29 protein-coding genes are annotated in these 23,846 nt (G+C 54.7%); 2 read left to right on the forward strand and 27 right to left on the reverse strand.

The window, feature by feature from the left end:
* The 26 genes from VFE46_17490 to hypF all read right to left on the reverse strand — a co-directional run bounded on the left by VFE46_17490 (window position 1) and on the right by hypF (window position 21,986).
* Window positions 1-786, reverse strand: coding sequence for an SAM-dependent chlorinase/fluorinase (locus VFE46_17490; protein HZZ29793.1), 786 nt, complete (start codon window positions 784-786; stop codon window positions 1-3).
* 45 nt (window positions 787-831) lie between these two features.
* Window positions 832-2,301, reverse strand: coding sequence for an Asp-tRNA(Asn)/Glu-tRNA(Gln) amidotransferase subunit GatB (gatB, locus tag VFE46_17495; protein HZZ29794.1), 1,470 nt, complete (start codon window positions 2,299-2,301; stop codon window positions 832-834).
* Between the two features lie 20 nt (window positions 2,302-2,321).
* Window positions 2,322-3,860, reverse strand: a complete 1,539-nt coding sequence (locus VFE46_17500) for an Asp-tRNA(Asn)/Glu-tRNA(Gln) amidotransferase subunit GatA (protein HZZ29795.1) — start codon at window positions 3,858-3,860, stop codon at window positions 2,322-2,324.
* Between the two features lie 117 nt (window positions 3,861-3,977).
* Window positions 3,978-4,280, reverse strand: coding sequence for an Asp-tRNA(Asn)/Glu-tRNA(Gln) amidotransferase subunit GatC (gatC, locus tag VFE46_17505; protein HZZ29796.1), 303 nt, complete (start codon window positions 4,278-4,280; stop codon window positions 3,978-3,980).
* A gap of 71 nt (window positions 4,281-4,351) precedes the next feature.
* Window positions 4,352-4,645: a 50S ribosomal protein L28 gene (gene rpmB / locus VFE46_17510; protein HZZ29797.1), complete on the reverse strand. Its 294-nt coding sequence runs from the start codon at window positions 4,643-4,645 to the stop codon at window positions 4,352-4,354.
* 97 nt (window positions 4,646-4,742) lie between these two features.
* Window positions 4,743-5,003 carry a hypothetical protein gene (locus VFE46_17515; GenBank protein ID HZZ29798.1) on the reverse strand — a complete coding sequence of 87 codons (261 nt, stop codon included), beginning with the start codon at window positions 5,001-5,003 and terminating at the stop codon, window positions 4,743-4,745.
* A gap of 24 nt (window positions 5,004-5,027) precedes the next feature.
* Window positions 5,028-5,816 (reverse strand): histidinol-phosphatase, encoded by a 789-nt coding sequence (gene hisN, locus VFE46_17520; protein ID HZZ29799.1) that lies wholly within the window; start codon window positions 5,814-5,816, stop codon window positions 5,028-5,030.
* 134 nt (window positions 5,817-5,950) lie between these two features.
* A complete protein-coding gene (locus tag VFE46_17525) occupies window positions 5,951-6,352 on the reverse strand; it encodes an Rrf2 family transcriptional regulator (GenBank protein HZZ29800.1) in 402 nt (133 codons plus the stop codon).
* Between the two features lie 513 nt (window positions 6,353-6,865).
* The gene (locus tag VFE46_17530; GenBank protein HZZ29801.1) at window positions 6,866-7,468 is read right to left on the reverse strand and encodes a HupE/UreJ family protein; all 603 of its coding nucleotides are present in this window, start codon (window positions 7,466-7,468) and stop codon (window positions 6,866-6,868) included.
* A 30-nt stretch (window positions 7,469-7,498) separates the two neighbouring features.
* Window positions 7,499-8,191, reverse strand: a complete 693-nt coding sequence (gene hypB, locus VFE46_17535) for a hydrogenase nickel incorporation protein HypB (protein ID HZZ29802.1) — start codon at window positions 8,189-8,191, stop codon at window positions 7,499-7,501.
* Entirely contained in the window at window positions 8,188-8,535 is a 348-nt protein-coding gene (locus VFE46_17540) for a hydrogenase maturation nickel metallochaperone HypA (protein HZZ29803.1), read from the reverse strand. Before VFE46_17540 ends, hypB begins: the two co-directional genes overlap by 4 nt.
* Window positions 8,536-8,563: 28 nt before the next feature.
* A complete protein-coding gene (locus tag VFE46_17545) occupies window positions 8,564-8,698 on the reverse strand; it encodes a hypothetical protein (GenBank protein HZZ29804.1) in 135 nt (44 codons plus the stop codon).
* On the reverse strand, window positions 8,695-9,267 hold the full coding sequence (locus tag VFE46_17550; GenBank protein HZZ29805.1) for a hydrogenase maturation protease: 573 nt from the start codon (window positions 9,265-9,267) through the stop codon (window positions 8,695-8,697). The genes VFE46_17545 and VFE46_17550 overlap by 4 nt, the downstream gene beginning before the upstream one ends.
* A 27-nt stretch (window positions 9,268-9,294) precedes the next feature.
* Window positions 9,295-9,618, reverse strand: a complete 324-nt coding sequence (locus tag VFE46_17555; protein HZZ29806.1) for a hypothetical protein — start codon at window positions 9,616-9,618, stop codon at window positions 9,295-9,297.
* Window positions 9,619-9,622: 4 nt separating this feature from the next.
* On the reverse strand, window positions 9,623-10,588 hold the full coding sequence (locus tag VFE46_17560) for a hypothetical protein (GenBank protein HZZ29807.1): 966 nt from the start codon (window positions 10,586-10,588) through the stop codon (window positions 9,623-9,625).
* A complete protein-coding gene (locus VFE46_17565) occupies window positions 10,585-11,286 on the reverse strand; it encodes a DUF6084 family protein (GenBank protein ID HZZ29808.1) in 702 nt (233 codons plus the stop codon). Before VFE46_17565 ends, VFE46_17560 begins: the two co-directional genes overlap by 4 nt.
* Entirely contained in the window at window positions 11,279-11,917 is a 639-nt protein-coding gene (locus VFE46_17570) for a DUF5947 family protein (protein ID HZZ29809.1), read from the reverse strand. The genes VFE46_17565 and VFE46_17570 overlap by 8 nt, the downstream gene beginning before the upstream one ends.
* Before the next feature lie 30 nt (window positions 11,918-11,947).
* Complete coding sequence (locus VFE46_17575; GenBank protein ID HZZ29810.1) at window positions 11,948-12,523, reverse strand: NifU family protein; 576 nt, start codon at window positions 12,521-12,523, stop codon at window positions 11,948-11,950.
* Window positions 12,524-12,526: 3 nt separating this feature from the next.
* Window positions 12,527-14,326: a nickel-dependent hydrogenase large subunit gene (locus VFE46_17580; GenBank protein HZZ29811.1), complete on the reverse strand. Its 1,800-nt coding sequence runs from the start codon at window positions 14,324-14,326 to the stop codon at window positions 12,527-12,529.
* Window positions 14,327-14,408: 82 nt separating this feature from the next.
* On the reverse strand, window positions 14,409-15,476 hold the full coding sequence (locus VFE46_17585) for a hypothetical protein (protein HZZ29812.1): 1,068 nt from the start codon (window positions 15,474-15,476) through the stop codon (window positions 14,409-14,411).
* Window positions 15,477-15,580: 104 nt separating this feature from the next.
* The gene (locus tag VFE46_17590) at window positions 15,581-16,396 is read right to left on the reverse strand and encodes a formate/nitrite transporter family protein (GenBank protein ID HZZ29813.1); all 816 of its coding nucleotides are present in this window, start codon (window positions 16,394-16,396) and stop codon (window positions 15,581-15,583) included.
* Between the two features lie 68 nt (window positions 16,397-16,464).
* Window positions 16,465-17,553 (reverse strand): hydrogenase expression/formation protein HypE, encoded by a 1,089-nt coding sequence (gene hypE, locus VFE46_17595; protein HZZ29814.1) that lies wholly within the window; start codon window positions 17,551-17,553, stop codon window positions 16,465-16,467.
* Window positions 17,553-18,197 carry an SIS domain-containing protein gene (locus VFE46_17600; GenBank protein HZZ29815.1) on the reverse strand — a complete coding sequence of 215 codons (645 nt, stop codon included), beginning with the start codon at window positions 18,195-18,197 and terminating at the stop codon, window positions 17,553-17,555. The genes hypE and VFE46_17600 overlap by 1 nt, the downstream gene beginning before the upstream one ends.
* Window positions 18,194-19,342: a hydrogenase formation protein HypD gene (hypD, locus tag VFE46_17605; protein ID HZZ29816.1), complete on the reverse strand. Its 1,149-nt coding sequence runs from the start codon at window positions 19,340-19,342 to the stop codon at window positions 18,194-18,196. Before hypD ends, VFE46_17600 begins: the two co-directional genes overlap by 4 nt.
* Window positions 19,339-19,590, reverse strand: coding sequence for a HypC/HybG/HupF family hydrogenase formation chaperone (locus tag VFE46_17610; protein HZZ29817.1), 252 nt, complete (start codon window positions 19,588-19,590; stop codon window positions 19,339-19,341). The genes hypD and VFE46_17610 overlap by 4 nt, the downstream gene beginning before the upstream one ends.
* Window positions 19,591-19,622: 32 nt before the next feature.
* A complete protein-coding gene (gene hypF, locus VFE46_17615) occupies window positions 19,623-21,986 on the reverse strand; it encodes a carbamoyltransferase HypF (protein HZZ29818.1) in 2,364 nt (787 codons plus the stop codon).
* 348 nt (window positions 21,987-22,334) lie between these two features.
* Between hypF and VFE46_17620 the strand changes: the two genes are divergently transcribed.
* The gene (locus VFE46_17620; protein ID HZZ29819.1) at window positions 22,335-23,210 is read left to right on the forward strand and encodes an SDR family oxidoreductase; all 876 of its coding nucleotides are present in this window, start codon (window positions 22,335-22,337) and stop codon (window positions 23,208-23,210) included.
* A gap of 90 nt (window positions 23,211-23,300) precedes the next feature.
* Window positions 23,301-23,489, forward strand: coding sequence for a DUF6496 domain-containing protein (locus VFE46_17625; protein HZZ29820.1), 189 nt, complete (start codon window positions 23,301-23,303; stop codon window positions 23,487-23,489).
* A 74-nt stretch (window positions 23,490-23,563) separates the two neighbouring features.
* Here the strand turns inward: VFE46_17625 and VFE46_17630 are convergent.
* The coding region (locus VFE46_17630; GenBank protein ID HZZ29821.1) for a hypothetical protein at window positions 23,564-23,846 on the reverse strand (283 nt) is incomplete at its 5' end.

Raw genomic sequence — 23,846 nt, forward strand, 5'->3', positions numbered from 1 at the left:
TCAAAACTCCACCACGACTGGCCCGCCCACCTGGACATTCAACTTTTCTGCTGCGCTACCGTTGACCACGGCGATTTCCAAAAAACCGCTGGAACCGACCAGCGCCGCCAATTCGCCCTGCTGGCGCTGGCCGTACGCTTGGGTCAATCCGGTGATTTCGCAACCTGCGCACCGAATTCGAACGGCGGACGATTTTTCGCCTTCGCTAAGCAAGCTTGCGGGAATGTTGGTAATCGCATTACCAAACCGATCAATCCATTGCACGTCGCCTTCCACGCGATTGCCGTCGCGGCGTGCGTCGGGCCAATCGAGCGTCAACAATTTGTGCATCGCCGAGCCCAATCGCTCCGGTTCCAATCCCAGGCTCACTTGTGCGGCCACGGGCGCCAAAATATCGCGGCCATGAAACGTGCGAGAAACCTCCGGCAGCCAATATTCTGAATTGGTCAATTCCACAATCCGATCCGGTTTGCGCCGCTTCGCCAAGAGGCTCAGCAAACCATTGTCGGGCACTAAATACTGCTGATCGCCAATTCGCGCATAAAGAAGCTTCCGTGCAGTCCCGACGCCGGGATCAATTACGGCCACGTGAACGGTTCCCGCCGGAAACCACGGCGTTGTCTCGGCCAACAGCACCGCTCCTTCGCGCACATTCTGTGGCCCGACGGCGTGCGAAAGATCTACAAACCGCACCGCCGGATGCATGCCCAACATCACACCCTTCATGGCCGCCACATACGGACTGCCAAAACCAAAATCGGTGGTCAAGGTGATAATTGCGGACATGGCAATTTCTCAGGCAAGCAGCCCACAACAGCGACTTGGCGAATTTCACATCTTCCCGGCCAGTTCCAGGCAAATTTCGCGAAAGCGGGCCGGGTTGACGTTGGGATTGCGCTTTTTCGCCTGACCGATTAAATTTCCAGCCGCTTGAGTTTTGCCAGCTTTAATATCGGCCACAATTTTGGGATTGGCGGCTAGAATTTCGCCGGCCATAGCCACCAGTTCACTTTCGTCGACTTTCGTAATGCCCAGCGCTGCCACGGCTTCGGCCACTGATTTGTCGCTCAACATCTCGGCAAACACTTCCCGGGCTCGGCTAGTGTTGAAATCGCCCGCGTGTACGCGGACAATTAAATTGGCCAAATCCGCAGCGCTAACGGGAAAACTTTCGATCGGCGTATTTTGCTCGTTCAGCACCCGCAGCACGTCTTGCGTGACCCAGTTCGCGGCGGTCTTGCCGTCTTTCACGGCCTCGGCCAGCTCCACAAAGTATGCCACAAAAGCCCGGCCTTGATTCACAATTACGTCGCTGTCGTAGGCCGTAATTCCATGAGCGGCTTCCAGACGAACCCGCAGCAGTGCAGGAAGTTCGTCCAATGAGGTTCGCACTTTTTCGATCTGCGCTGGCGCAGTTGTCACGGGCACTAAATCGGGCTCAGGAAAATAACGGTAATCGCTTGATTCTTCTTTGGCCCGTTGGCCGCGGGTAATGTTGGCCGCATCATCCCAGCCGCGGGTTTGCTTGGGGCGTTTTCCAATTTCCACGTGGTCTTCTTGCCACACCTCGTATTGTCGCTTTGCTTCGAACTCCAACGCCCGCTCCACCGCCCGAAAACTGTTCATGTTTTTGATTTCCACAATAGGCGTTTTCGCCAGCCGTCCATCCGACTGTGGAATATGCAAATTTACGTTGGCATCGACCCGCAAGCTCCCTTCCTGCATGTTGCAATCCGAAACGCCAAGATACGTGAGCAGCAGCTTCAATTCTGTCAGATATGCCTTGGCTTCCAGCGGCGAGCGCATGTCCGGCTCGCTCACAATTTCCAACAGCGGAGTGCCGGTACGATTCAAATCGATACGGCTGTCGGCCTTGCCGTGGGCCTCGTCATGCATACTTTTACCAGCGTCTTCTTCTAGGTGCGCGCGAATGATGCCAATCTGTTTGGCAGCAAACCGCTCTTTGGGATCGCTGATTTCCAAATACCCGTCGTGCGAAAACGGCAAATCAAACTGGCTGATTTGATATCCTTTGGGCAAATCGGGATAGTAGTAATTTTTGCGATCCCATTTGGTGAATGGCGCAATTTGGCAATTCAGCGCCACGGCCGTTTTTAGACCCAGCTCGAATGCCCGTCGATTCATCACTGGTAGCGTTCCTGGCATGCCAATGCACACAGGACAAGTTTGCGTATTGGGAGGCGCGCCAAACTTTGTGCTGCAACCGCAAAACAGTTTGCTGACGGTGAGCAACTGTACGTGCACTTCCAGGCCGATAATAGTGATGAACGGATCGGACATCGTGAACAAGATTTATCGGGCTACAACGGTGGTTTGCGGATGTGCCAATCGGTGGCTGTTTGGAACATGTGCGCCGCACGCAGCAGTTTTTCTTCCTCCAGCGACGGGCCTTGCAATTGCAAGCCAATCGGCAATCCGGCGCTACTGAATCCGCACGGAAATGCGATGCCGCCCAAGCCCGCCAGATTCAGGCTGACCGTGTATAAATCGACCAAATACATCGCCAGCGGATCATCGCTCTTTTCGCCAATTTTGAAAGCCGGGGTGCTGGAGACCGGACCGGCAATTAAATCGACCTCTTTAAACGCATCGTCGTAATCTTGGCGGATTAGCCGTCGTACTTTCAGCGCTTTGAGATAATATGCATCGTAATAACCGGCGCTCAACGCGTACGTGCCCAGCATAATGCGGCGCTTCACTTCCGGGCCAAATCCTTCGGCCCGCGATTGGCGATACATCCGTACCAGCGAATTATCCATCTCGTCCAGCGCCGTTTTATTGCCGGAAGTTTGCAACGGTTTGGCTTCTGCGGCCAACTGGGCATTCATTTCTGCCACGTCCGTGCGATAGCCATAATGCACGCCATCGTAGCGTGCCAAATTGCTGGAGGCTTCGCACGGGGCGATAATGTAATACGTGGCCACGCCGTATTTGGCGTGTGGCATGGAAAGCTCTTTTACCTGCGCGCCGAGCGATTGGTACACTTTGAACGCTTCGCGCACGGCTTGCTCCACTTCGCTGTCCAAGCCCCGTCCAAAGTGCTCGCGCACCAGCCCTAGCTTCAACCCTTTCAATGGCTCACGCACTGTTTTGGAATACTGCGGAACCGGCATGGTCAAAGAGGTTGAATCGCGCGGGTCGTGTCCGGCAATTGCTTCCAACAATAGAGCTGCGTCTTCCGCGGTACGGGCCAGCGGCCCAATTTGGTCCAAACTGCTGGCAAACGCTACCAGTCCGTATCGGCTTACTCGGCCGTACGTCGGCTTCATGCCGGTCACGCCGCATAACCCGGCCGGTTGCCGGATGGAGCCGCCCGTGTCGGTGCCGATGGAAAGGCACGCCATTCGCGCCGCCACACAGGCCGCGGCCCCGCCGCTGGAGCCGCCGGGAATGCACGCCAAATTCCAAGGATTGCGCGTCGGGAAGAATGCCGAGTTTTCGTTGGAGCCCCCCATCGCAAATTCGTCCAAGTTGGTGCGACCCAGGAACACGGCATCGGCGGCGCTCAGGCGTTCGATAATTGCCGCATTGTATGGCGGACGGAAATTGGCCAGCATTTTCGAAGCGCACGTCGTCAATTCACCTTTGGCACAAATCAAATCTTTCACCGCCACCGGCAGGCCGCCCAGCAATCCAATCGGCTGTCCCTTCGACCGCCGCTCGTCAATTTCTTTGGCACGTTTTAACGCCGCTTCGGCATCGTAGCGCAAAAATGCCTTGACCTTGCCGTCCTGCTGCTCGATTTGCTCGATGTATGCTTGCGTCACTTCAGCCGAGGAAACACGCCGAGCATTCAAATCGGCAAGCAACTCGGTGGCGGTGTGATCGGTGAGCAACATGCGAAATAGACTGGAAGAATGATGCAGCAGGATTTTGACAACTGCCTGCGTCGCCACGGCAGCCATTGTTCCGGGCGCGGGCCAATCGACAATGCGAAAATCCTACACCTTGCAGGTTTATTCGCCTAGCATGGCGGGGACCAAATAGCATTGGTCGTCGTGTTGCGGAGCGTTGGCCAAAGCCTGGGCACGATCGAGCGAAGGCAGCACTTCGTCAGCCCGAAACACATTAGTCATCTCCACGGCGTGCGCCATGGGCTGCACCTGCTTGGCTTTGATCTCATCGTCCAATTCGGCCAACTGCTCTATATAAGCCACGATTCCGCCCAGTTGCATCGTCATGCGGTCTAGCTCTTCTGGGGTCAGCAGCAGCCGCCCCAAGAGCGAAACCTTTTCCACTTCGTGATGAGTAAGCGCCATAGCGAAACGAAACAAAGAGGATCGTTGGTAGCCCCGATTCTACCGGGGCGAATGGCTGAGAATTCCAATCGTTAACTCGCCGCAGCGGCTTTCGCCCCTTTGCCTCCTTGCACGGTTAGCTTGAACGGAGCACGGCGGACTAGCTTGGTCACAGCGCCGCCGCGAATGCAGCTGGTGCACACCAGCATGCTGGTGTTGGTTTTGCCCACCGTTACCCGCAGGCGTTGCAAGTTGGGTTTGAACTTTCGCCGGGCGATGCCCGTAACTTTGGTGCCCACGCCGCCTAAATACTTGGCCTTGCCACGGGTGGTAACGCGGTTTCCCATACTGGCCGATTTGCCGCAAACTTCGCACTGGCGAGCCATCACAACCTCAAGCGTTCTAAGTCTGTTATGCCGGTGAATGACGAACTAACCAGTATATCGGTTGGGTCGCAATGAACAAGTCCGCCCAAAGCCCAAACTAATACTCGTGGCTCCCAGAAAGAATCGCATTTCCCGGAATAGGCATGACAAAACCATGCTTTTTTGCCTCCGCATAGATTTCTCGCAACTCTTTTATATACCTGGATAACTCGGCGCTTTCAATTTGTGCTTCGAGCATCTTCATCTCGAATTCATCGCTGCGAGACGCTTGGTGGAAATGGTCCAATCCCCAGCCCAGCGACAAAGCGACAATCAGCGTCAGGAGCAACAATTCTCGGACGGTGAATTGCAGTTTCATGGTGCGCCTCCAGGAAACGAAATTTTAGGTGCTCACCAGCCGCAGCACTTCGTCCAGCACGTGGCCGTTGGTGGCGATGCCTTCGCCGCTGTGAATGGTGGCGCGGCCTTGCCAATCGGTGAATGTCCCGCCGGCTTCTTGCAAAATCGGCAGCAGGGCGGCGGCGTCCCATACATTCATCACCGGGTCAACCATCGCCTCGGCTCGGCCAGTAGCAACGAGCATGTAACCGTAGGCATCGCCCCAGGTGCGGGTAAGCTTCGCGGTCTTGGTCAACCGTTCAAATGCCGACCAGCCGCCTGGTTTGCGGAAGCCGGAAAGGCCACTGGTGAGAAACAAACCTTCTGTCAAGGATTTTTTCGAGGAAACTTTTGCCGGCATGGGCTGTGATTTTCCCCGCGCCTGCCAAGCCCCCTGGCCGGCGGCGGCGTAAACCATTTCGTCGGTGGCGGGCAAGTGGATAACGCCAATTCGGCTTTGCCCAGAAAATTCGACGCCGATCAACACTGCATACAGCGGCACGCCGTGAATGAACGATTTTGTGCCGTCAATTGGATCCAAAATCCAGCGGCAGCCCGATGTACCGTGCTGTTCGCCAAATTCCTCGCCCAGAATGCCGTCCTCGGGAAACGCCTCCGCAATGCGGCGGCGAAGCAACTGCTCCGATTCCCGATCGGCCACGGTCACCGGCGAGGCATCATGCTTCAAGTCGATCTGCAAATCGTCGCGACGAAAATAACGGAGCGTCAGTCGGCCCGCGTCTTGGGCAGCCTCGATGGCTAATTTCAATCGGGCGGAAAGGGAATCGCTCATTCCGTCCAGATTAACCGCCGTCGGGCAGAGGGGAAAGGGATATGGCGCGAAGGGGCGTGGGGTGATAGAGCGGTGTGGATGTGTGGTGATGGGGATAACCGCGTGATGGTGAGCGTATTACCCCATCACCCCCCTCACTTCTTCTGCGGCACCAGCGACGAAATTTTGATACTGCTTAACTGCTTTCGGGCTTGGGCCGTTACCTGTTGCAGCGCTGTTGCCAGTTGCTCGACCGATTCTGCTGGCAATCCTTCAGCCAATGGCGCGTGAGCAAACACAGGGCCATCAATGGCTTCGATCAAGTCCAAGAGGGAAATTTCCTCGGGCTTGCGTTCAAGGGTGTATCCCCCGTCAACGCCGCGGGTGGAATGCAAAATGCCGTGCGTCACCAAATTCCGAAGAATTTGCAGCAGAAACCGCTCTGGCATCTTGCCTTGTGCAGCCAATTGACTGCAGGGAATGGGCGTGCCAGATTCGGCTTCGGCCAATTGCAACGTGGCCTGCAGCGCGTACCCAACAGTGCGCGAAAGTTTCATCAGAGTGCCCTTGCGTTTGCGACCGTGAGCCAATGCGAGGCGCGCTAATCCGCCTACGATGCCGACTCACAACGGCAGTTATGGCCCACAATCTTTGCCGTGGATGACAACAGGCGAACAATCGAAGCACGAATTAGAGAGAGCAGCAGCGGAGGTTATTACCTCACGCCAGCCACTCTTGGGGCGGCGCTTGAAGGAGCGTCGCTCATCGACGTACCTCCTTTCAGCCTGATGGCCAAAGAAGTTTTAATGTTCCCTGCGACACGTGCGGACCATCCGACATTTTCCAGAGCCAACACAACATTCCAGGAGGAAGTACCAGCTTCCGCCAGTTTCCCCCTGGATAACGTGGGATTTTAGTGACCGCCGACCGGCATGTCAAATGTTTCTTGGGGGAAATTTTTAAACTCATTTATAACGGGATCGCCAGCGGTTCGGTACTGTGTCAGCGAATGGTATGGCACCGTTGGGCACATGTCGGAGCAACCCGTATCAATGCACTAAACAATGGTTTTACACCGGCAGGGCCAAATAGATGCCACACAAGACCAACGCGGCCCCGGCGGATCGCAGCAGCCAGCCGGAGTTAGATTGTCGGGCGAATAATCCCATGCCGACGCCGACAAAGTGCAATAGTGCGGTCGCAGCCATAAAGCCTAATCCGTACATTAACCCAGATGCTGTGTGAGGCATTTCAGCCCCATGCGCATGGCCGTGGAACAAAGCAAACGTGCCGACAATCAACACGCTTACTAGCAGCGGCAGGTGAACTGAAGCAGCAATTAGAACTCCCAAAATCAATACCGACGCCACAATTCCTGGTTCTACAAAAGGAATGCTAATTGCCATCATGCCCAGCAACCCGCCCACGGCCATCACCAAAACAAATGCCAACGGCACAAGCCAAATGGCACGGCCACCGCGCTGCGCCGCCCACAATCCTACGCCAATCATCGCGCACAGATGATCCAAGCCACCGAGCGGATGAGCCAGTCCACTGATCAATCCCCCGCTAGCATCGCCTAGTCCGGTATGCGCATACACCAGCGCTGGCGAGCCCAAAATGAACAATGCTGGGATCAATCCCTGCCAGGAACGACGGTAATTGTTATTCATGTTAGACCTCGATGAAATCATTGTGAGAGACTATATTTGCACTGGTTCCAGTGAATCAATTGCTTGTTCGCGACGCAAATTCAGCAACTCGAGCCAATCGTTCATTCCGTTTCCGGTTTTCGCGGACACCTCCAGGATTTGCATTCCAGGTCGAACCGCATGAATGTTCGCACGGGCTGAGTCGTGATTAAATTCGACAGCCTCGGCCAAATCCATCTTGGTAATGATGGCGATATCAGCGGTATTAAAAATAGTGGGATATTTTAGCGGCTTATCTTCTCCTTCGGTCACGGAAAATAGAACAGCCCGCAAGTCTTCGCCTAAATCGTAAGAGGCCGGACAAACTAAGTTACCGACGTTTTCAATAAATAAAAAGTCGAGCTCCGCAAGTTTCCAGTCGGCCAGCGCGGCGTGAATCATTTCCGCTTCCAAATGGCAAACTGTGCCGGTTATGATTTGTTTGATGGGCACTGCAGCACGGGCCAAGCGGCAAGCGTCGTTATCGGTGGCCAAGTCGCCGACCAGAGCCGCAACCCGGAAACGATCGCGGAGCGAGCGGAGCGTGACTTCCAGGAATGCCGTTTTTCCCGTCCCGGGGCTCGATACCAAGCTGATGACCGTGACGCCGGCTTGCTGAAACTCCTGGCGCAGCGCGCGAGCCACCACGTCGTTCTGCTTCAAAATTTTCGTACGGACTTCCACCAGGCGTGTTTGACCACTCATGATTCGATCTCCAACGCGGCCACCTCGAGTTCGCGACCGCTCACCACGTCGATCTCCGCGCTTTGGCAAACGGAGCAGCGGATGTTTTGAATTGACTCCGCTGGGCACTCTGCCCCACACACATTGCACCGGACAACAATCGGCAGCTCGTCGATGACCAGTTCGCAATTTGCCAAATTCGTTCCCTCGCGAGCCAGGTCGTAGGCGGATGCCAGAGCTTGCTTGACTACGCCCGACAAAGCCCCGAGTTTAATATGTACCGCTTTAACGACGGCATTGCTGCGGCGTGCAGCTTCCTCTTCGACAAAATCGAGAACACACAGCGCAATCGACATTTCGTGCATGATTTCGCTCGCCGTGGCGGCCACATCCTTACATTCGTTTGTATTTGAAATAACGAGGCAGTTCGAACAGGCTGACGAACAAGCCAATTAAAATCGTCACTAACGTAATGAGCAACACGACAAATCCTAAAAGATATTCGCAGAAAATGGATAACGCTTTCATGTCGTCGTCTCCTCCATAGGCACTTGTGGCAGAACCGCGCGGGCTGGTGCTGGCAAAACCAGATCGAGTTGTTGGTAATCGGCAATTCCGCCGGTGCGCAATTGCTCGAGAATTGATTTTACGATTTCGACAGCTTCCCCCACTGCTTTTTCAACCCAGGCACTGAGCGCCGATTGCATTTCGTCCTCTGAATCCAGTGGGCTCGGTTCGCACCCGACGATCAGGACCTTGTCGATGGTCGCTCTCATCGATTGGGCCAGATGCAGCACTTTGACCGGATCCATGGTGTGCGCATCCCACAACGATTGTGACTCCGGCGGAAGCGCACCAGCAACGGCCAGGTCGGGCTCCATGACATACAAAGCGCCCGGTGCGCCGCCGCGGGGAATGGCGTCAATCAAAATGATGTGGTCCCATGGCTCCAGCAGCGCATAAGCCAGATCAATCCCACGAATGCCGAAGTCGCGTACCTGAACTCCGTCCGGCCAGTCGAGGCGGCCTAAGCGCTGCGCGACTTCGCACCCGAAGGCATCATCGCCAAAAAAGATGTTGCCGATGCCGGCGATCAAGATTTGTTTTATTGGATTCATGGAAAATTAACGCTGCGAAATATTGTCGGGCAAAATCATCGGTTCGACCTCATCGAGCGAAAAGAAAAACCGATGGCCTATTTGCCGCAGATGGCCAAAATCTTTCCCCGGATCGTCGTCGACCACGACGGCCAGGTGAATGCGGTTTTCGTAATCTTGCTCGATGGCTTCAATCGTGGCAACTTTTCCGGCCAGTGCCAAATCCATGATGTCGCCATTTTGCTTGGGCCAAAGTCGTACCTTGCTGCCCGCGCGCAACTCCACGCCCAGGTGGCGCAACAAATCAACGGGCGGCCGCTGTTCCAATTCGTTCCAAGTAAAGGCATCCATTGGTTTATCGCTCGGTGGTTTGTAATCGGCTAAGGCCGCGAATGGCTCCGTGTAATTTGCGAAATTGATCGTCGGGCAAGTTTTCAGTGCGCGCGAGGATGGCCTGAGCGCGGTGATCGGAATTGCGGATTTGCTGTTTCTCTTCGTCCGACAAGGTCATCACCCGCAGCGACAAGATCTCGTCGATTTCCGTGGCGTCAAATAAATCACCCGGGCTTTCAGCCGCCACCTGTGGATAATCGTACAAAATGATGGGCGAGCAAAGGACGGTATCTCGATCGGGCACCTGGCCGACCAAAACCGGCCAGGTGCCCTGATTTTGCTGCCTGGCGGCAAGCTCGCGCCATGGCTCCGGCGGATCAATCGCCGAGACAAACTTACCGCCCTGGGTTTGCAAAATCGTGTGGGTGGAAACAAATGCAAACAATTGTGCCGCTTCGCTCGACAGCGGCAAGCTGCCGCAAGGTGAATTGTTTTCGATCACAATGGTCACGCTAAACAAACCGTCGTCAAGCTGGACAGCTGAGCAAGTTAGCGTGCCCTGCAAAGTTGCTGGCTGCGGTGTGACTTGATTCTCCCGGCGCGACGAGAAAGTTCCATCGCCGGAAAACGTGAAGTTGATCCGACGCGGCTGCTTGGGCAGGTCTTCGGCGGTGATCGGGTCGGTTTCGACTTTGCGTTCGATCGCTTCCAGGGCATTCCCGTCTGCGCGCTCGATAAATTGCAAAAAGCGAACTTGAACTTCCAGCTGCGTATTCTTCTCGGCTTCTAGCAAGCCCTGTGCTTCTAGCAGACACTGCGTCTGTATTCGAAATGATTCCGCCGCCGCTTGGTTTTCGCAAAAGTCACGCGGATAAACACAGCCAAACATCATCCGTTTTTCGTTTTTCACACAGCGGCGATAAGGATAGAGCAAGTAGCCTTCGTACAGCACGGCATTGACAATCTTGTCGACTTGGACAGTATTCATGGGCAAGCCTCCGCCGAAATCGCTGCCGTGGAATCCACCTTGCCAGATTGCACTGCTCCGTCGGATTGGCCGGCCAGCAACTGCTCCAGCGCGTGTTCCCACGTCGGCAACGAATGACGCCGTTTGTAGTCGGCCAGCTCCTCCAACACGTCACGGCGCAAACAAAGCCAGGCGGCGTTGGGATAGTAATGATCCATCATCGTGCGCCAAATTTGCACTGGCAGGCGGAACGTGGCTTCTTTGTCCCAAGAAAGCTGCATGACCTGCAGGCTGCCGTCGTCCGATTCATAAAACACCGTTCCGCTGAACAGCAGCGACAGCGGAATTTCGCCGTCGTCCAGCGCGTCGAAATACTTGGTGGCCGCCAAATTGAAATCGAACGAACAGGGCGCCGGCAAATCGACAACCACCGAAGCGGAAAACGCCGGCACCATGGCGCTGGTGTGCAGCCATAACATGCTGCGAAGTGTCTGGCTCCAGCGGTCGGGCGTGCCGAACAAATCGCGAAGTTTCCGATGAGCCGTGGCGTTGTAGCGGCGCTTGGTGGGCTCGATGCGAATTTGGCAGCGCAATGCGATGGCTTGGATGGCACTGTGGTGTTCGCCGGTTTGAGTGATCCGCAACTTGAACGCAATTTGCGGCACTGCGGCGTAAGCCACGGCTTCCGCCAATTCGACTTGAAAAGCGAGCTCAGGCATGGCTACTTGCTTCCGTGGTGGTGGATTTCAAGTTCTCGAAGAACAGGTGGATGGCTTCCCACACTTTGGGTCCACCCGATAATCCCTTCCAATGGGATCGAATCAGCCCGACCAACTCGTAACAGCGATCGATGGAAACCAGGTAATAATCGAATTGGGCCGTCGTGCGATTCACCAGCAACGCTTCGACGTCCGGCCGCATCTCATCTAAACGAGGATTCGCGGCGGCAATTTCCCGCCAGGCTTCGAGATCTAATAACGATTCAGTGGCGCCGGCCGGGCTGGGATAAACGGCAATCGTTCGGCCGTTGGACGAATTCCGAAAGAAAAATGCCAGATTGATGGGAATCAGCAGGCTGTCCCATTGGGCATCGCTTAACTGAAAATCGATTAACCGTGCTGCCCATTGCGGCACGCGGCGAAACCGGGCGCCTTGTTGGCTGCTAAACAACACCGCACAGGCCTGGCATGCGCACATCAACCGACGGCTGCCCGGCTCGACGAGGTGTTCGTGCCGCGAGGCAAGTGGAGCGCTGCACAAATCGCATTTTTCGACGGGCGCAGTCGGTGGCCGTATCATGCGACGCAGCACGCCAATGGTTCCTCGAGTGATCGGAGCGGCGGCAGTCATGGGGTGATGATTCTTTTCGGTGTTTTTAAGTCAATCTGCTGATGCGCAGGCCGTGGCGGGCAGGCCGTTGCTTTTGGCCAGCGCAGACAGCGAAACAAAACCTTGCGGCGCACTCGATGCAGTGTCGACCAGGCCTTCGACTTCCAGCCGAACCACGTCCGGCGCGGCAGCATAAATAGCTTGTTCAATGGTAGTTTGCATCGTGACCGCGGAGGACGGACAGCCATGGCAACTGCCTTGCATGCGGAGCCGAACCACGCCGTTATCGATGCTTAGTAATTCAACTTCACCGCCATGGGAGCGCAAATAGGGCCGTACCTTATCGAGCGCGCTCTCCACGCGTGTTTGCAAATCGACCGGATGCAAATCGTAAAGCAGCAGCAAACTCGAAACTAAATCGTCGTCCGTCAGTTTTTGTACGACGTCAGGACCTTTCGCCTGGCGAACTGTTTCAATCAAGCGCGCGACTGCGGCGCCATGATAATCGAGCAGCGCTTGAATAATTTCTTGCAGCCGTGAGTTCGTGGCCGGATCGCCGAATTCGTCGATTTCGCGAATCAACGATTCGAGGCGTGCAAAATCACCGGTGTTATTTTCGGTTTTCATACGTTATGAATGGGCTTGCGCTCCGAACATGGGAACGTGACGAACTTCGTTTAACAGTTTGCCGTTGCCGTTGTACATATGCACGCCGCAGGGCAGGCAAGGATCGAAACTACGGACCGCGCGCATAATGTCGATGCCTTTAAAATTGTCAGGCCCGTTCTCCTCGAAAATGGGCGTGTTCTGCACGGCATCTTCGTAAGGCCCCGGCGTGCCGTAACTATCCCGCGGAGCGGCGTTCCAGGGTGTGGGTGGATACGGATGGTAATTGGCGATTTTGCCATTGCGAATGACCGAATGATGCGACAGCACGCCGCGTACGGCCTCGTGGAAGCCGCAGCCGATGGCTTCGTCGGGCACTTTGAATTCGGCCCAGGTTTTGGTATCGCCGGAGTGGAGCGTGGCAATCGCTTGTTCGACGAAATATAGCGCGCACGCTGCCGCATACGCCTGAAAGTATGTTCGTGCGCGGTCGCGTTCGATGGCATTGCTCCACTTGGGAATTTTCCATTCGAATTCGACTTCCGGCAGCAAAGCGGTTTTGGGCAGCATAATTTTGACACCGCCATTGCCGGCTTTGACGTAGCCGATGTCGACCAGCCCGGAAAGTGCGGTCGACCATAGTCGGGCAATGGGGCCGCCGCCGGTGTCCAGCGCCAAGTGGTCGCCGGTGCGCTTGTCGAACCAGCGTGGCGACATGACCCAGGTGTATTTGCTTTTGAAATCGCGTTTTTGCGGCCGGGGCGTAGTGGTTTGGTTCCAGGGATGGCGACGGTCGACGGGATTGCCGAGCGGGTCCTTTTCGACAAACATTTCCGCATTCTGCCAATCGTCGTAATACGAACTGCCGAGCAGAATTCGGATTCCCAAATTGATGTCGACCAAGTTGTTGGTAACTAGTTGCCCGTCGACAATGACGCCGGGGGTAACGAACATGTCTTTACCCCACTTACTCATGTTCTGGTAGCGGTAATCGCACGTGTCGGGGTTGTTGAACGCGCCCCAACAACCCAATAGAACGCGACGCTGGCCGACTTTTTCGTAACCGGGGAGCGCCTCGTACCAGAAGTCGAATAAATCTTCGTGCAGCGGCAGGCACTTTTTCATGAACTCGACATAGCGCATCAACCGTACGAGGTAATCGGTAAACAGTTGCACCGTCGGCACGGTTCCCACGCCGCCAGGATAAAGCGTCGATGGATGCACATGCCGGCCTTCCATCAGGCAGAACATTTCGCGCGTGTAGCGGCTAACCTGCAACGTTTCGCGGTAGAATTCCCCCGTGAACGGATTGAGCGCCCGCATAATATCGCCAATGGTTTTGTAGCCATGCCATTTGGCGCCGCGGGCTTCGGTTTTGTTGGCTTTTTCCAGCACGCCGGGGTTGGTTTCCTTGACCATTTGCTCGCAGAAATCGACGCCGACCAAGTTATCTTGAAAAATATTGTGGTCGAACATGTACTCGGCGGCTTCGCCCAGGTTAATGATCCATTCGCCCAGCGGCGGCGTTTTGACACCGAAAGCCATGTTTTGCGCATACACGGCGCAAGTGGCGTGATTATCACCGCAGATGCCGCAAATGCGGCTGGTGATAAAGTGCGCATCGCGCGGGTCTTTGCCCTTCATGAAGATGCTGTAGCCACGGAAAATCGACGACGTGCTGTAGCATTCCACAACCTCGCGGTTAGCAAAATCGATTTTGGTGTAGATGCCCAGACTGCCCACGATGCGTGTGATAGGATCCCACGACATTTCGACCAAGTTTCGGCTTTTGGTCGTTGGGGCGCGGTCGGTGACAGTGGCCATAATGGCAATCTCCTTTATCTCATAAATCAATTTTTTGTTGTCCGAATTTGCGCGATTTTTGTCAGGAAACGCGCTTGATCTTCTACCTTGGCGAATAAGATGTTGGTTTGTAACCGGTTGTCAATTCCGGTCGGCGGTGACGCCACTTCGGTTCTTTATTGTCGGAACGGTTGGTGATGCGTCGCAGGGACCGAATGATCCTTCCATACACGCTGATCGCAGTGGACGACATGTGTGCCCCAGCCGGCTCATCCATGAACGGCATGAATTTGTCGGGAAAGCCTGGCATCGTGCAGCCGATGCAAATACCTCCCACATTGGGACAGCCACCAATGCCATCCATCCATCCGCGCTTGGTGACGTTGCAATTCACGACGGGTCCCCAACAGCCGAGCTTTACTAAGCATTCCGGCTTGCCATATTCTTTGGCAAAATTAGCTTCTTCGTAGTATCCGCCACGGTCGCAACCTTCGTGTACGGTGCGCGCACTGAATAACCAAGTGGGACGGTGTTGTTCGTCCAGTGGAATCATCGGCGCCAGTCCCGCCACCTGGTACAGCAGGTACAGCAATGTTTCCATGAAATTATCCGGCTGAACCGGACAACCCGGCACGTTGACAATCGGCAGGCCGGCCTTCGATTTCCAATTCCACCCCAGGTAATCGCACAATCCCATGCAGCCAGTCGGGTTTCCTTCCATGGCGTGGATGCCGCCGAAGGCCGAACAAGTTCCGGCCGTGACAATGGCCAGCGCTTTGGGCGCCAGGCGATCAATCCATTCGTTGGTGGTAATTGGCTGGCCTGTTTTCGCATCCGTTCCCAGCGCGGCCCAATAGCCTTCCTTCTTAATCTTTTCGTTCGGGATCGACCCTTCCACAACCAGTACGAACGGATCCAGCTCGCCCCGTTCGGCCATGTACCAATATTTCATGAATTCATCGCCAACCTCGTAGGCCAATACCGGATTGTGCAAATGCACCTTGGGCAACCCGGGAATGGCGCCCATCACAACTTCTTCCACGCTGGGGAGCGTAGCGGCGGTAATCGAAACCGAATCGCCATCGCAGCCCAGACCGGCGGTGATCCACAGAATATGAACTTCTTTGACCGCCGGTTGTCGTTTGGCCTGAATTGTGGATTTGGGCGCCATAGGAACCTCCCTTAATCAGACTGCCATATGAATTTGTCCGAATCGCTTTCAACGAAGAATGTTCTTTTTCCTTCCGCTCCAATGCCCGCTGCGAGCGCCATTGCCTAAGCACTTCCCTTTTCGGGCGCTGCGTGCCCGTTTTTCAACACCGCCACAAAAAATACGCCTCCCAGCGCGTTGCCAATTGTGGTGCACAACAAAAAGTAACCGTATTGAGCCAGCGTGGTCTGGCCGCCGGCAAAGTATCCGCCCAGCACCTCCACGCTGCCCAGCACGGCATGATGCGAATGCGACAGGCCAATCGCCGCCGTGACAATCCAAATAATGATGATCTGGCTGGTTGTGTCGCGCGCCGCTGCTACTAGCCAAGAAACCAATCCCATCAGCCAACCCGCCATTACTCCGCTGAGCAGAATGACCCAGCCCGGATGCTCGACGATCCTCGTTGAAATTGCTTCGAATGCGCTGGCTTCCGCAACTTTCATCGAGGTGGCAACCCAAACGATCCAGGCGGCACACACTGCGGCGCCGATCACATTTCCGATCAGCACGACGACCCATAACCGGGCCACTTTGCCGAAGGTCGTTTTGCCGGCTAATAGCGGCAAAATGGCTAAAGTAGTTTGCTCGGTGAACAACTCCGAACGACCCAAGATCACGACGATAAAGCCGAACGAATACATCAGGGCCATGAGCAGCTCGAAGACCAAACGGTCGAGAGCTCCTTCGGCCAGCGTTTTGACAATTCCCAAGAGCAACAAGCTCAAGCCAATTTCGATGCCCGCCGCAAATGCCGAAATCATCAACCGCCCCATGGGGCGCTCCAGCGCATCGACCCCTTCGGCAACTTCCTGGCGAAAAATTCGGTTCGACGATTTTTTCGGCGCCAGGTCGTCGGGGTTTTTGATGGGGGTGGGCATGAAATGGCATATTCGCTGACCTGAAAATCAAAATTCTTTTTAAGCGTGAGACTAGTTGATACGTGCTTTCAGCAAATTCGTGGTAATTGTTCGCCCGCTAACATGGTGACCACGCGCTCGCCGCCGATGAGCGTGCGCTGCACCACCATGCCAGGGTGATCGTCGACTACCTCGCCAATGATGGCCGCGTTGGCCCCCAGGGAATGACTGCGCATTGCCTGCAAAAGTTGAGCCGCATCTTCCGCCTGGGCGACGGCAATCAACTTTCCTTCATTGGCCACGTAGAGCGGATCCAACCCGAGCATTTCGCAGGCCGCATGCACTTCCGGACGAATTGGCACGGCGGCTTCGTCCACTTTGATGCCTACCCTAGCGGCACTGGCAAGTTCGTTCAGAGTGCTGGAGACGCCGCCCCGGGTGGGATCGCGCATCCAGCGGATCGATGGGCAGGCTTGGAGCATGGTTCGCGCTAAATCATGCAGCGGCGCAGTATCGCTTTCCAGCACAGTCTCGAATTCGATTCCTTCGCGCACGGACATAATCGCGATGCCATGATCGGCAATGGTTCCAGAAATTAAAATTTGGTCTCCGGCCTTGACGTTGCGGATCGAAAGCCGCCGGCCTGGCGGTGTTATTCCGATTCCCGAAGTAATAATAAAAATTTGGTCACCCTTGCCACGATCGACGACTTTGGTGTCGCCTGTGACCAATTGCACCCCGGCTTGGTTACAAGCCGCGCGCATGGAAGCTACGATGCGATGCAAATCTTCCAGCGGCAAGCCTTCTTCCAGAATGAATGCGGCAGAAAGGAACATCGGCGTGGCCCCGCCTACAGCCAAATCGTTCACCGTGCCATGAACCGCCAGCCGGCCGATATCGCCGCCGGGAAAAAATAACGGCCGCACGACAAAGGCATCGGTCGTGAACGCAATTCGGCCTGCCTCGTGGGCGTAGCCGTTCAGACTAAAAGTTGCTTGATCTTCCAGTTCCGCAAGCAAAGGATTGTCAAAGCCTGGCAGAAACACTTTTTGAATCAAATCCGCACTCAACATGCCTCCACTGCCATGACCCAACAGAATTCGGTCGTACCGGTTTTGCGGAACCGGACAGGTTGTAAAGACCGCTGGATCGTCGATGGTGGGAATCGGCGTGGCCATTAAATTACATCCTCCGCGCCACGAATTACGTGGATTAAATCCCACATGATGTGCAACAACGTTTCTTGCGTTTCCTGGATGCGCGGAATGCTGAAACTGGGGACCACAAAACAATGATCGCACAGGGGAGGCATTTTTCCGCCGTCACGGCCCGCATAGCCTACCGTCAGCATGTTCATTTCCCGAGCAGCTTGCAGGGCACGATTGACATTGGCTGACTTACCGCTGGTGGAAATGCCCAGGGCAATGCCGCCATTGCGTCCCAGCAATTTTAGTTGCTTCACATAGGCCAGCGAAAAGTCCATGTCATTGCCGATCGCAGTCAAAACTGCGGTGTCGTTATTTAACGAAATGGCTGGCAGGCCCGTGCGCTTTTCGATGATCGGATGCATGCACTCTACCGCCATGTGGGCGGCATCACACGAACTACCGCCGTTGCCGAATACCAATAAGTGCGCTCCGCGATCAAACGCATCGGCCATGGCTACGCAGCACTCGACAATTCGCGAGGCGTTTTCACTGAAGAATTTTTGTTTGACGTCGATTACTTCGTTGCACTGCCGCATAACTTTGGCCGCGAGTTCGTCCGATGAGTACATAGCAGCCTGCGGCGGCAGTTGCACCGCTTCCGTCATGGGTGTCATGCGATACCTCCAATAGGCACTAGCGGCTCGGGTATGGCAGCGTGAGTACGACACGCTTCCAAGTGTCGGCCGTAGGCATAGTAAGCCGCGCAAGCCCCTTCACTGGAGACCATGGTTGCTCCTAGCGGCGTTTGTGGCGTGCAAGTTTTTCCAAATGCGGGGCATTGGTGCGGTTTCATTAGTCCGCGCAAAATTCGGCCGCTGATGCAAATGCTGGATTCCTGGGTTTCAATGTCTTTGACTTCAAACAGCCGCTCGGCATCGTAATTCCGATACTCATACTTCAGCTTGTAGCCGCTCTTGGGAATAATGCCGACCCCGCGCCACTTGCGATCGGTGATTTCAAAAATTTCGTCGATTAGTTTTTTCGATTCCAAATTGCCGCTGCGCTGCACCGCACGGCTGTATTGATTTTCGACCGTGGCCGAACCCGCCTCCAATTGGCGCAGGGTCATCAACACGCCTTCGAGCATGTCGACCGGTTCGAATCCGGTGATCACAATGGGCACACGATATTGTCGGGCAATCGGCTCGTATTCTTCGTAGCCCATCACGGTGCAGACATGGCCCGGTCCTAAAAATCCCTGCACCCGGTTGCCCGGCGACTGCAAAATGGCAGTGATCGAAGGAGGCACCAGCACGTGCGAAACCAACACGCTGAAATTCGTTAACTTGCGCCGACTTGCTAACCACACGGCCATGGCATTGGGCGGGGCAGTCGTTTCAAAACCGATGGCGAAAAAGACCACATGCCGATTGGGGTTTGCCGCCGCTAAGTTGACCGCATCGAGCGGCGAGTAAACAATGCGCACGTCGGCGCCTTGGCTTTTCAGTTGCAACAGGTCGCCGCGCGAACCGGGCACGCGCAACATGTCTCCAAACGAAGTGAAAATAACCTCTGGCCGCGCCGCAATGGCATGCGCGCGATCGATCATCTCCAGAGATGTTACGCACACCGGGCAACCGGGGCCGTGCACCAATTCCACCCCGTCGGGCAGCATTTTGTCGACGCCGTACTTTACAATCGTGTGCGTCTGTCCGCCGCACACTTCCATAATGACCCACGGTTGGGTGACGGTACGGCGGATGGCGTCGGTCAGTCTTTTGACCGTTTGGGCATCGCGGTATTCGTCCAGGTATTTCATGATGATGGCGCCTGTAACTCGTCGAGCTGGTTCATGCTGGCCAGAAACTCGAACACGCGACCCGCTTCGTCCTCATCGATTTTCGATAGGGCAAAACCGACATGCACCAGGACATATTGGCCAAGGCGAACATCGGAAACGTGTTCCAGGCAAACGCGCTTTGAGACGCCGCCAAAATCGACCTTGCCCATCAGCACGTCGTGTTCCTCGTAGGTTTCAATTACTTTGCCGGGAATGCCGAGGCACATAAAATTTCATTTCCTGGAAATCGGTTTGCTTTTCATTTTTGAGTTAACTGCGGCTCGCGCTGACGGCGGACCGGTGCTGGCTCGCTGGTTTGCAGGTTAGGCATTTGTTGGTGTGCCGCTGCCACAGCCAATTGGCCGAGCGACAATCCGCCGTCGTTTGGGGGGACCAATCGGTGCCGATACACCTGAAATCCATCGTCAGTCAACCGCATCGCTACTTCTTCAGTGAGAATCGCATTCATAAATACCCCGCCGCTCAGCACGACGGAACTGTATCCACAGGAATTGCGAATTCGCTTGCATACATCGATGATGATGGCTGCCAGCGTGGCATGGAAACGTCGAGCGATACGGTAGATGTCGACGTGATCATGAACATCTTTCGCCACGGCTTGAATCATGGGCCGTGTATCAATGACCAACGGGCTCGATTCAACTTGGAATGGATAGGAATTCTCCTCAGTCGCCTTGTGGCAATGCCATTCCAATTGCATCGCCGCTTGTCCTTCGAATGTTGTGAAGTCGCACAGGCCCGCAATTGAGGCGACCGCATCAAACAGCCGACCCGCGCTGGAAGTGAGGGGACAGTTAACGCGCCGTGAAATTATGGTTTTTGTGGCGTTAACGACGGAGGACGAAATGCGGTTTTCGATTAACGACAAGTCGCAATGTGCGTCCATCAAATATGCCAGCGCCATGCGCCACGGCTCGTGGATGGCCTTGTCGCCGCCGGGCATCGGCACATTGCGCAAATGCGCCGCACGGCAAAACTGCTGGTAATCGCCGACCAAAAACTCGCCGCCCCAAATCGTCGCTTCCCCCGTCGCTTCGTCCTGGCCGTATCCCGTGCCGTCGAAAGTTACCCCGATTACTGATTCAGTCAATCGATTTTCCGCCATGCAACTAGCCATGTGGGCATGATGATGCTGCACCGGGAATGTTGGCAGATGATCTCGTTGGGCTCGCCGGCGCGCGTATCTTGTTGAGGCATAGTCGGGATGCAAATCATGAACGATCAAGTCCGGCGCGAATTGGAAAAGTTCTTCATAAAGATCAATATCGCGCTCGAATTGTTGACTTGCCTCAAAATCCTCCAAATCGCCGAGGTGATGGCTGAGAAACGCTTGCCGATTGCGCCCCAGCGCGAACACGCCCTTGAATTGCCCACCGACGGCCAATATGGGCGCAACGCATGGTTGCGGTAAACGAATTGGCTGCGGTGCATACCCGCGCGATCTTCGAATCGGCAGTTCCGCATGGCCTACGATTCGTGTTACGGAATCGTCGCATCGAACATGAATTGGCCGATTGTGCCGCAGAAAAATATCGGCAACTGTTCTCAAGCGAACAAGCGCATCTGTATCTTGATAGGCGATCGGTTCATGCGACCGATTGCCGCTGGTCATAACCAGCGGGACATCACCCATGTTTCTTAGCAAAAGATGATGCAAAGGCGTATAGGGAAGCATAACGCCCAAATATGGATTGCCTGGCGCGACTGCTTCACACACAGAGCTCGACGTATTCTCTCGGCGGCGCAAAAGAACAATTGGCCGCTGAGGCGAGTTGATAAATGCGCTTTCTTCGGGAGTGATGAAGCAAAGTTTTTCGGCGGCTTCAATGCTGCCCACCATGACGGCCAGCGGCATTTCTTCCCGCTGTTTTCGCCGCCGCAATGAGCAAACCACTTCTTGATTGCGGGCATCACAAACCAGGTGATAACCGCCCAAACCTTTCAGGGCTCCAATTTGGCCGTTTTGCAGGACGGAAACAAAAGTAGCGAGTGGATCGCTCGTTTCAATCCGATTTCCCGCTGAATTAACTAATTCCAATTGTGGCCCACACTTGGGACAGGCGGTGGGCTGAGCATGAAAGCGGCGATCGTTTGGATCATCGTATTCGGTTTGGCACTCGGCGCACATTTCAAACTGCGCCATCGTGGTGCGCCGCCGGTCATAGGGAGCGCCTTGAATAATTGTCAGACGCGGTCCACAGTTCGTGCAATTTAAAAATGGATAGCGGAAACGCCGGTTGCGCGGATCAAATAACTCGGCCAAGCAGTCTTGGCAAACTGCCACGTCCGGTGAGAAGTAAATCGCCTCTTGGCCCGTGATTGCACTATGTGCGATGGAAAATCGCTGGTCGCGCTGGGCGTATTGCTTTGCGAGTGGACGCCACGAGACAGCGTCGATTTTGGCGAGCGGTGGTGCATCTTGTTCCAGTCGCAATCGGAATTTATTTAAGGCTGCGTTTTCGCCTTCAATTTCGATGTAAACCGAACCCGCATCATTCCTTACTAATCCTTGCAGCCCCAGATCGGAAGCCAGCCGGAAAACAAAGGGTCGAAATCCGACCCCCTGTACGATACCGGTTACGGTAATCGCCCGGCACTCCATAAAGCCCGTCCTCCGGCTTTAACGCGAATCAGCGCGTATAGAAAATTTGCGTAAAGTGCGGAGGCGAAGCTGCGAATTTCATGCCGCGGTATCAGACATCAATCAATCGTCGAAAGCGAGAGCAATTTATAAATGGCTGATCGTTCAACGGTCAAACTGAACGAAGATAGTGCTATCCCGATATGTTACTGGAATCTCAATGAAGTTTGCGCAATGTCACGCGGCGCAAAAATTGCATCCGCTCCCACAGCAACTTTACCCCAAAGAAGCACCAAATTCGAAATCAGGGATGGGAGACGTATCATGCCGACACATTCAACAGCAACAGTTCAAACAAAATCAAACGATATGCCTTCCCTTAGGCCCGAACCCCCGTTTCCAAAACGGAAGCTCAAGAAGCCAGGCCTTGAGAAAGACTTGGAACCAAAACCACAATTTGAAGGCGCTCAATACAAAGCGGCGGGAAAGCTAATAGGCAAATCGGCATTGATTACCGGCGGCGATTCGGGAATTGGCCGGTCGGTTGCGGTCCTATTTGCCAAAGAAGGGGCGGATGTGGCCATTAATTATTTGCCGGCCGAACAATCGGATGCCGATGAAGTCAAACGCCACGTCGAAGCAACCGGCCGACGATGCGTGCAATTGCCGGGCGATTTGACCGATGCAAGTTTCTGTCGGCACTTGGTTGAATCGGCAATTCAAAAGTTGGGAAAGCTCGATATCCTCGTCAGCAATGCGGCATATGAAAATCGACGACAATCGCTCGACGAAATCACGGAAAAGGATTGGGAGACAACCTTCCGCACGAATATCGATGCGTTATTCTTTCTGACGCGCGCCGCATTGCCGCACTTGAAGCGTGGATCATCGATCATAGCCACCAGTTCCGAGACAGGCTTATTTGGCAATCGACAATTGTTGGATTATGCGGCAACGAAAGGCGCCATCAATGCGTTTGTAAAGTCGTTGGCTCAAAATCTTGTCGAAAAAGGAATCCGTGTCAACGCCGTTGCACCCGGACCGGTGTGGACACCTTTAAATCCGGCCGACGAAGGAGAGTCTGTAGAACAACTTTCTAAATTCGGTAGCAAGACCCCGATGGGGAGGCCGGCTCAGCCGGACGAAATAGCACCCGCCTATGTGTTTTTTGCGTCAAATGCGGATTCCAGTTACATCAGCGGCCATGTATTGCCGCTTATTGGCGGAGACGTGACGAGCGGGTAATTGGTTTCTCATCGCACAATCACGGCACAGGAGTTGCGACCTGACAGCAAAAGTTCCTCTCCACTACTTTATTAAACAACGAGGACGACAATGGCAAAGTACGGCAAAAAAGCTCAAAGCTCGATAAAAAGAGCGATGCACAAAAAAAAGAGAGGTCAACTTCACAGTGGGAAAGGAAAGAAAAAAGTGACGAGTCGCAAACAAGCAATCGCGATCGGCTTGTCCGAAGCGCGGAAAAAGGGTGCTAAAGTACCCAAGAAAAAGAAGCGAAGTGGATAGCGAATTTGTAAGCGATTGTTGCATAGCCCTAACAGGGTTTTCCCGATCCTACTTTCATTACCGCATCTAATTGCCTAAAGTTTTGTGGAAATTCTAATGCCGACGGCCTGCTCCAGCGGAACATTCCACGTGCTGGTGGCATCTTTGGCATTCCGGCTCAGAAATGCATAGAACCGCTTTCGCCACTTCGCCATTTTGCTATTGCCAGTGAGCATAATATCGTCGCTGCGTACGAAATACGTAATTTGCGAGCCCGTTTTCAGAATTCCTGTCTCTTCGGCGGCAGCCATCACCCGTTGTACACTGGGACTTTGCATAAACCCGTAGTGGGCAATCACGCGCGTAAATCCCGGCGCT

The organism is Pirellulales bacterium (assembly GCA_035656635.1).
Classification (GTDB): Bacteria; Planctomycetota; Planctomycetia; order Pirellulales; family JADZDJ01; genus DATJYL01.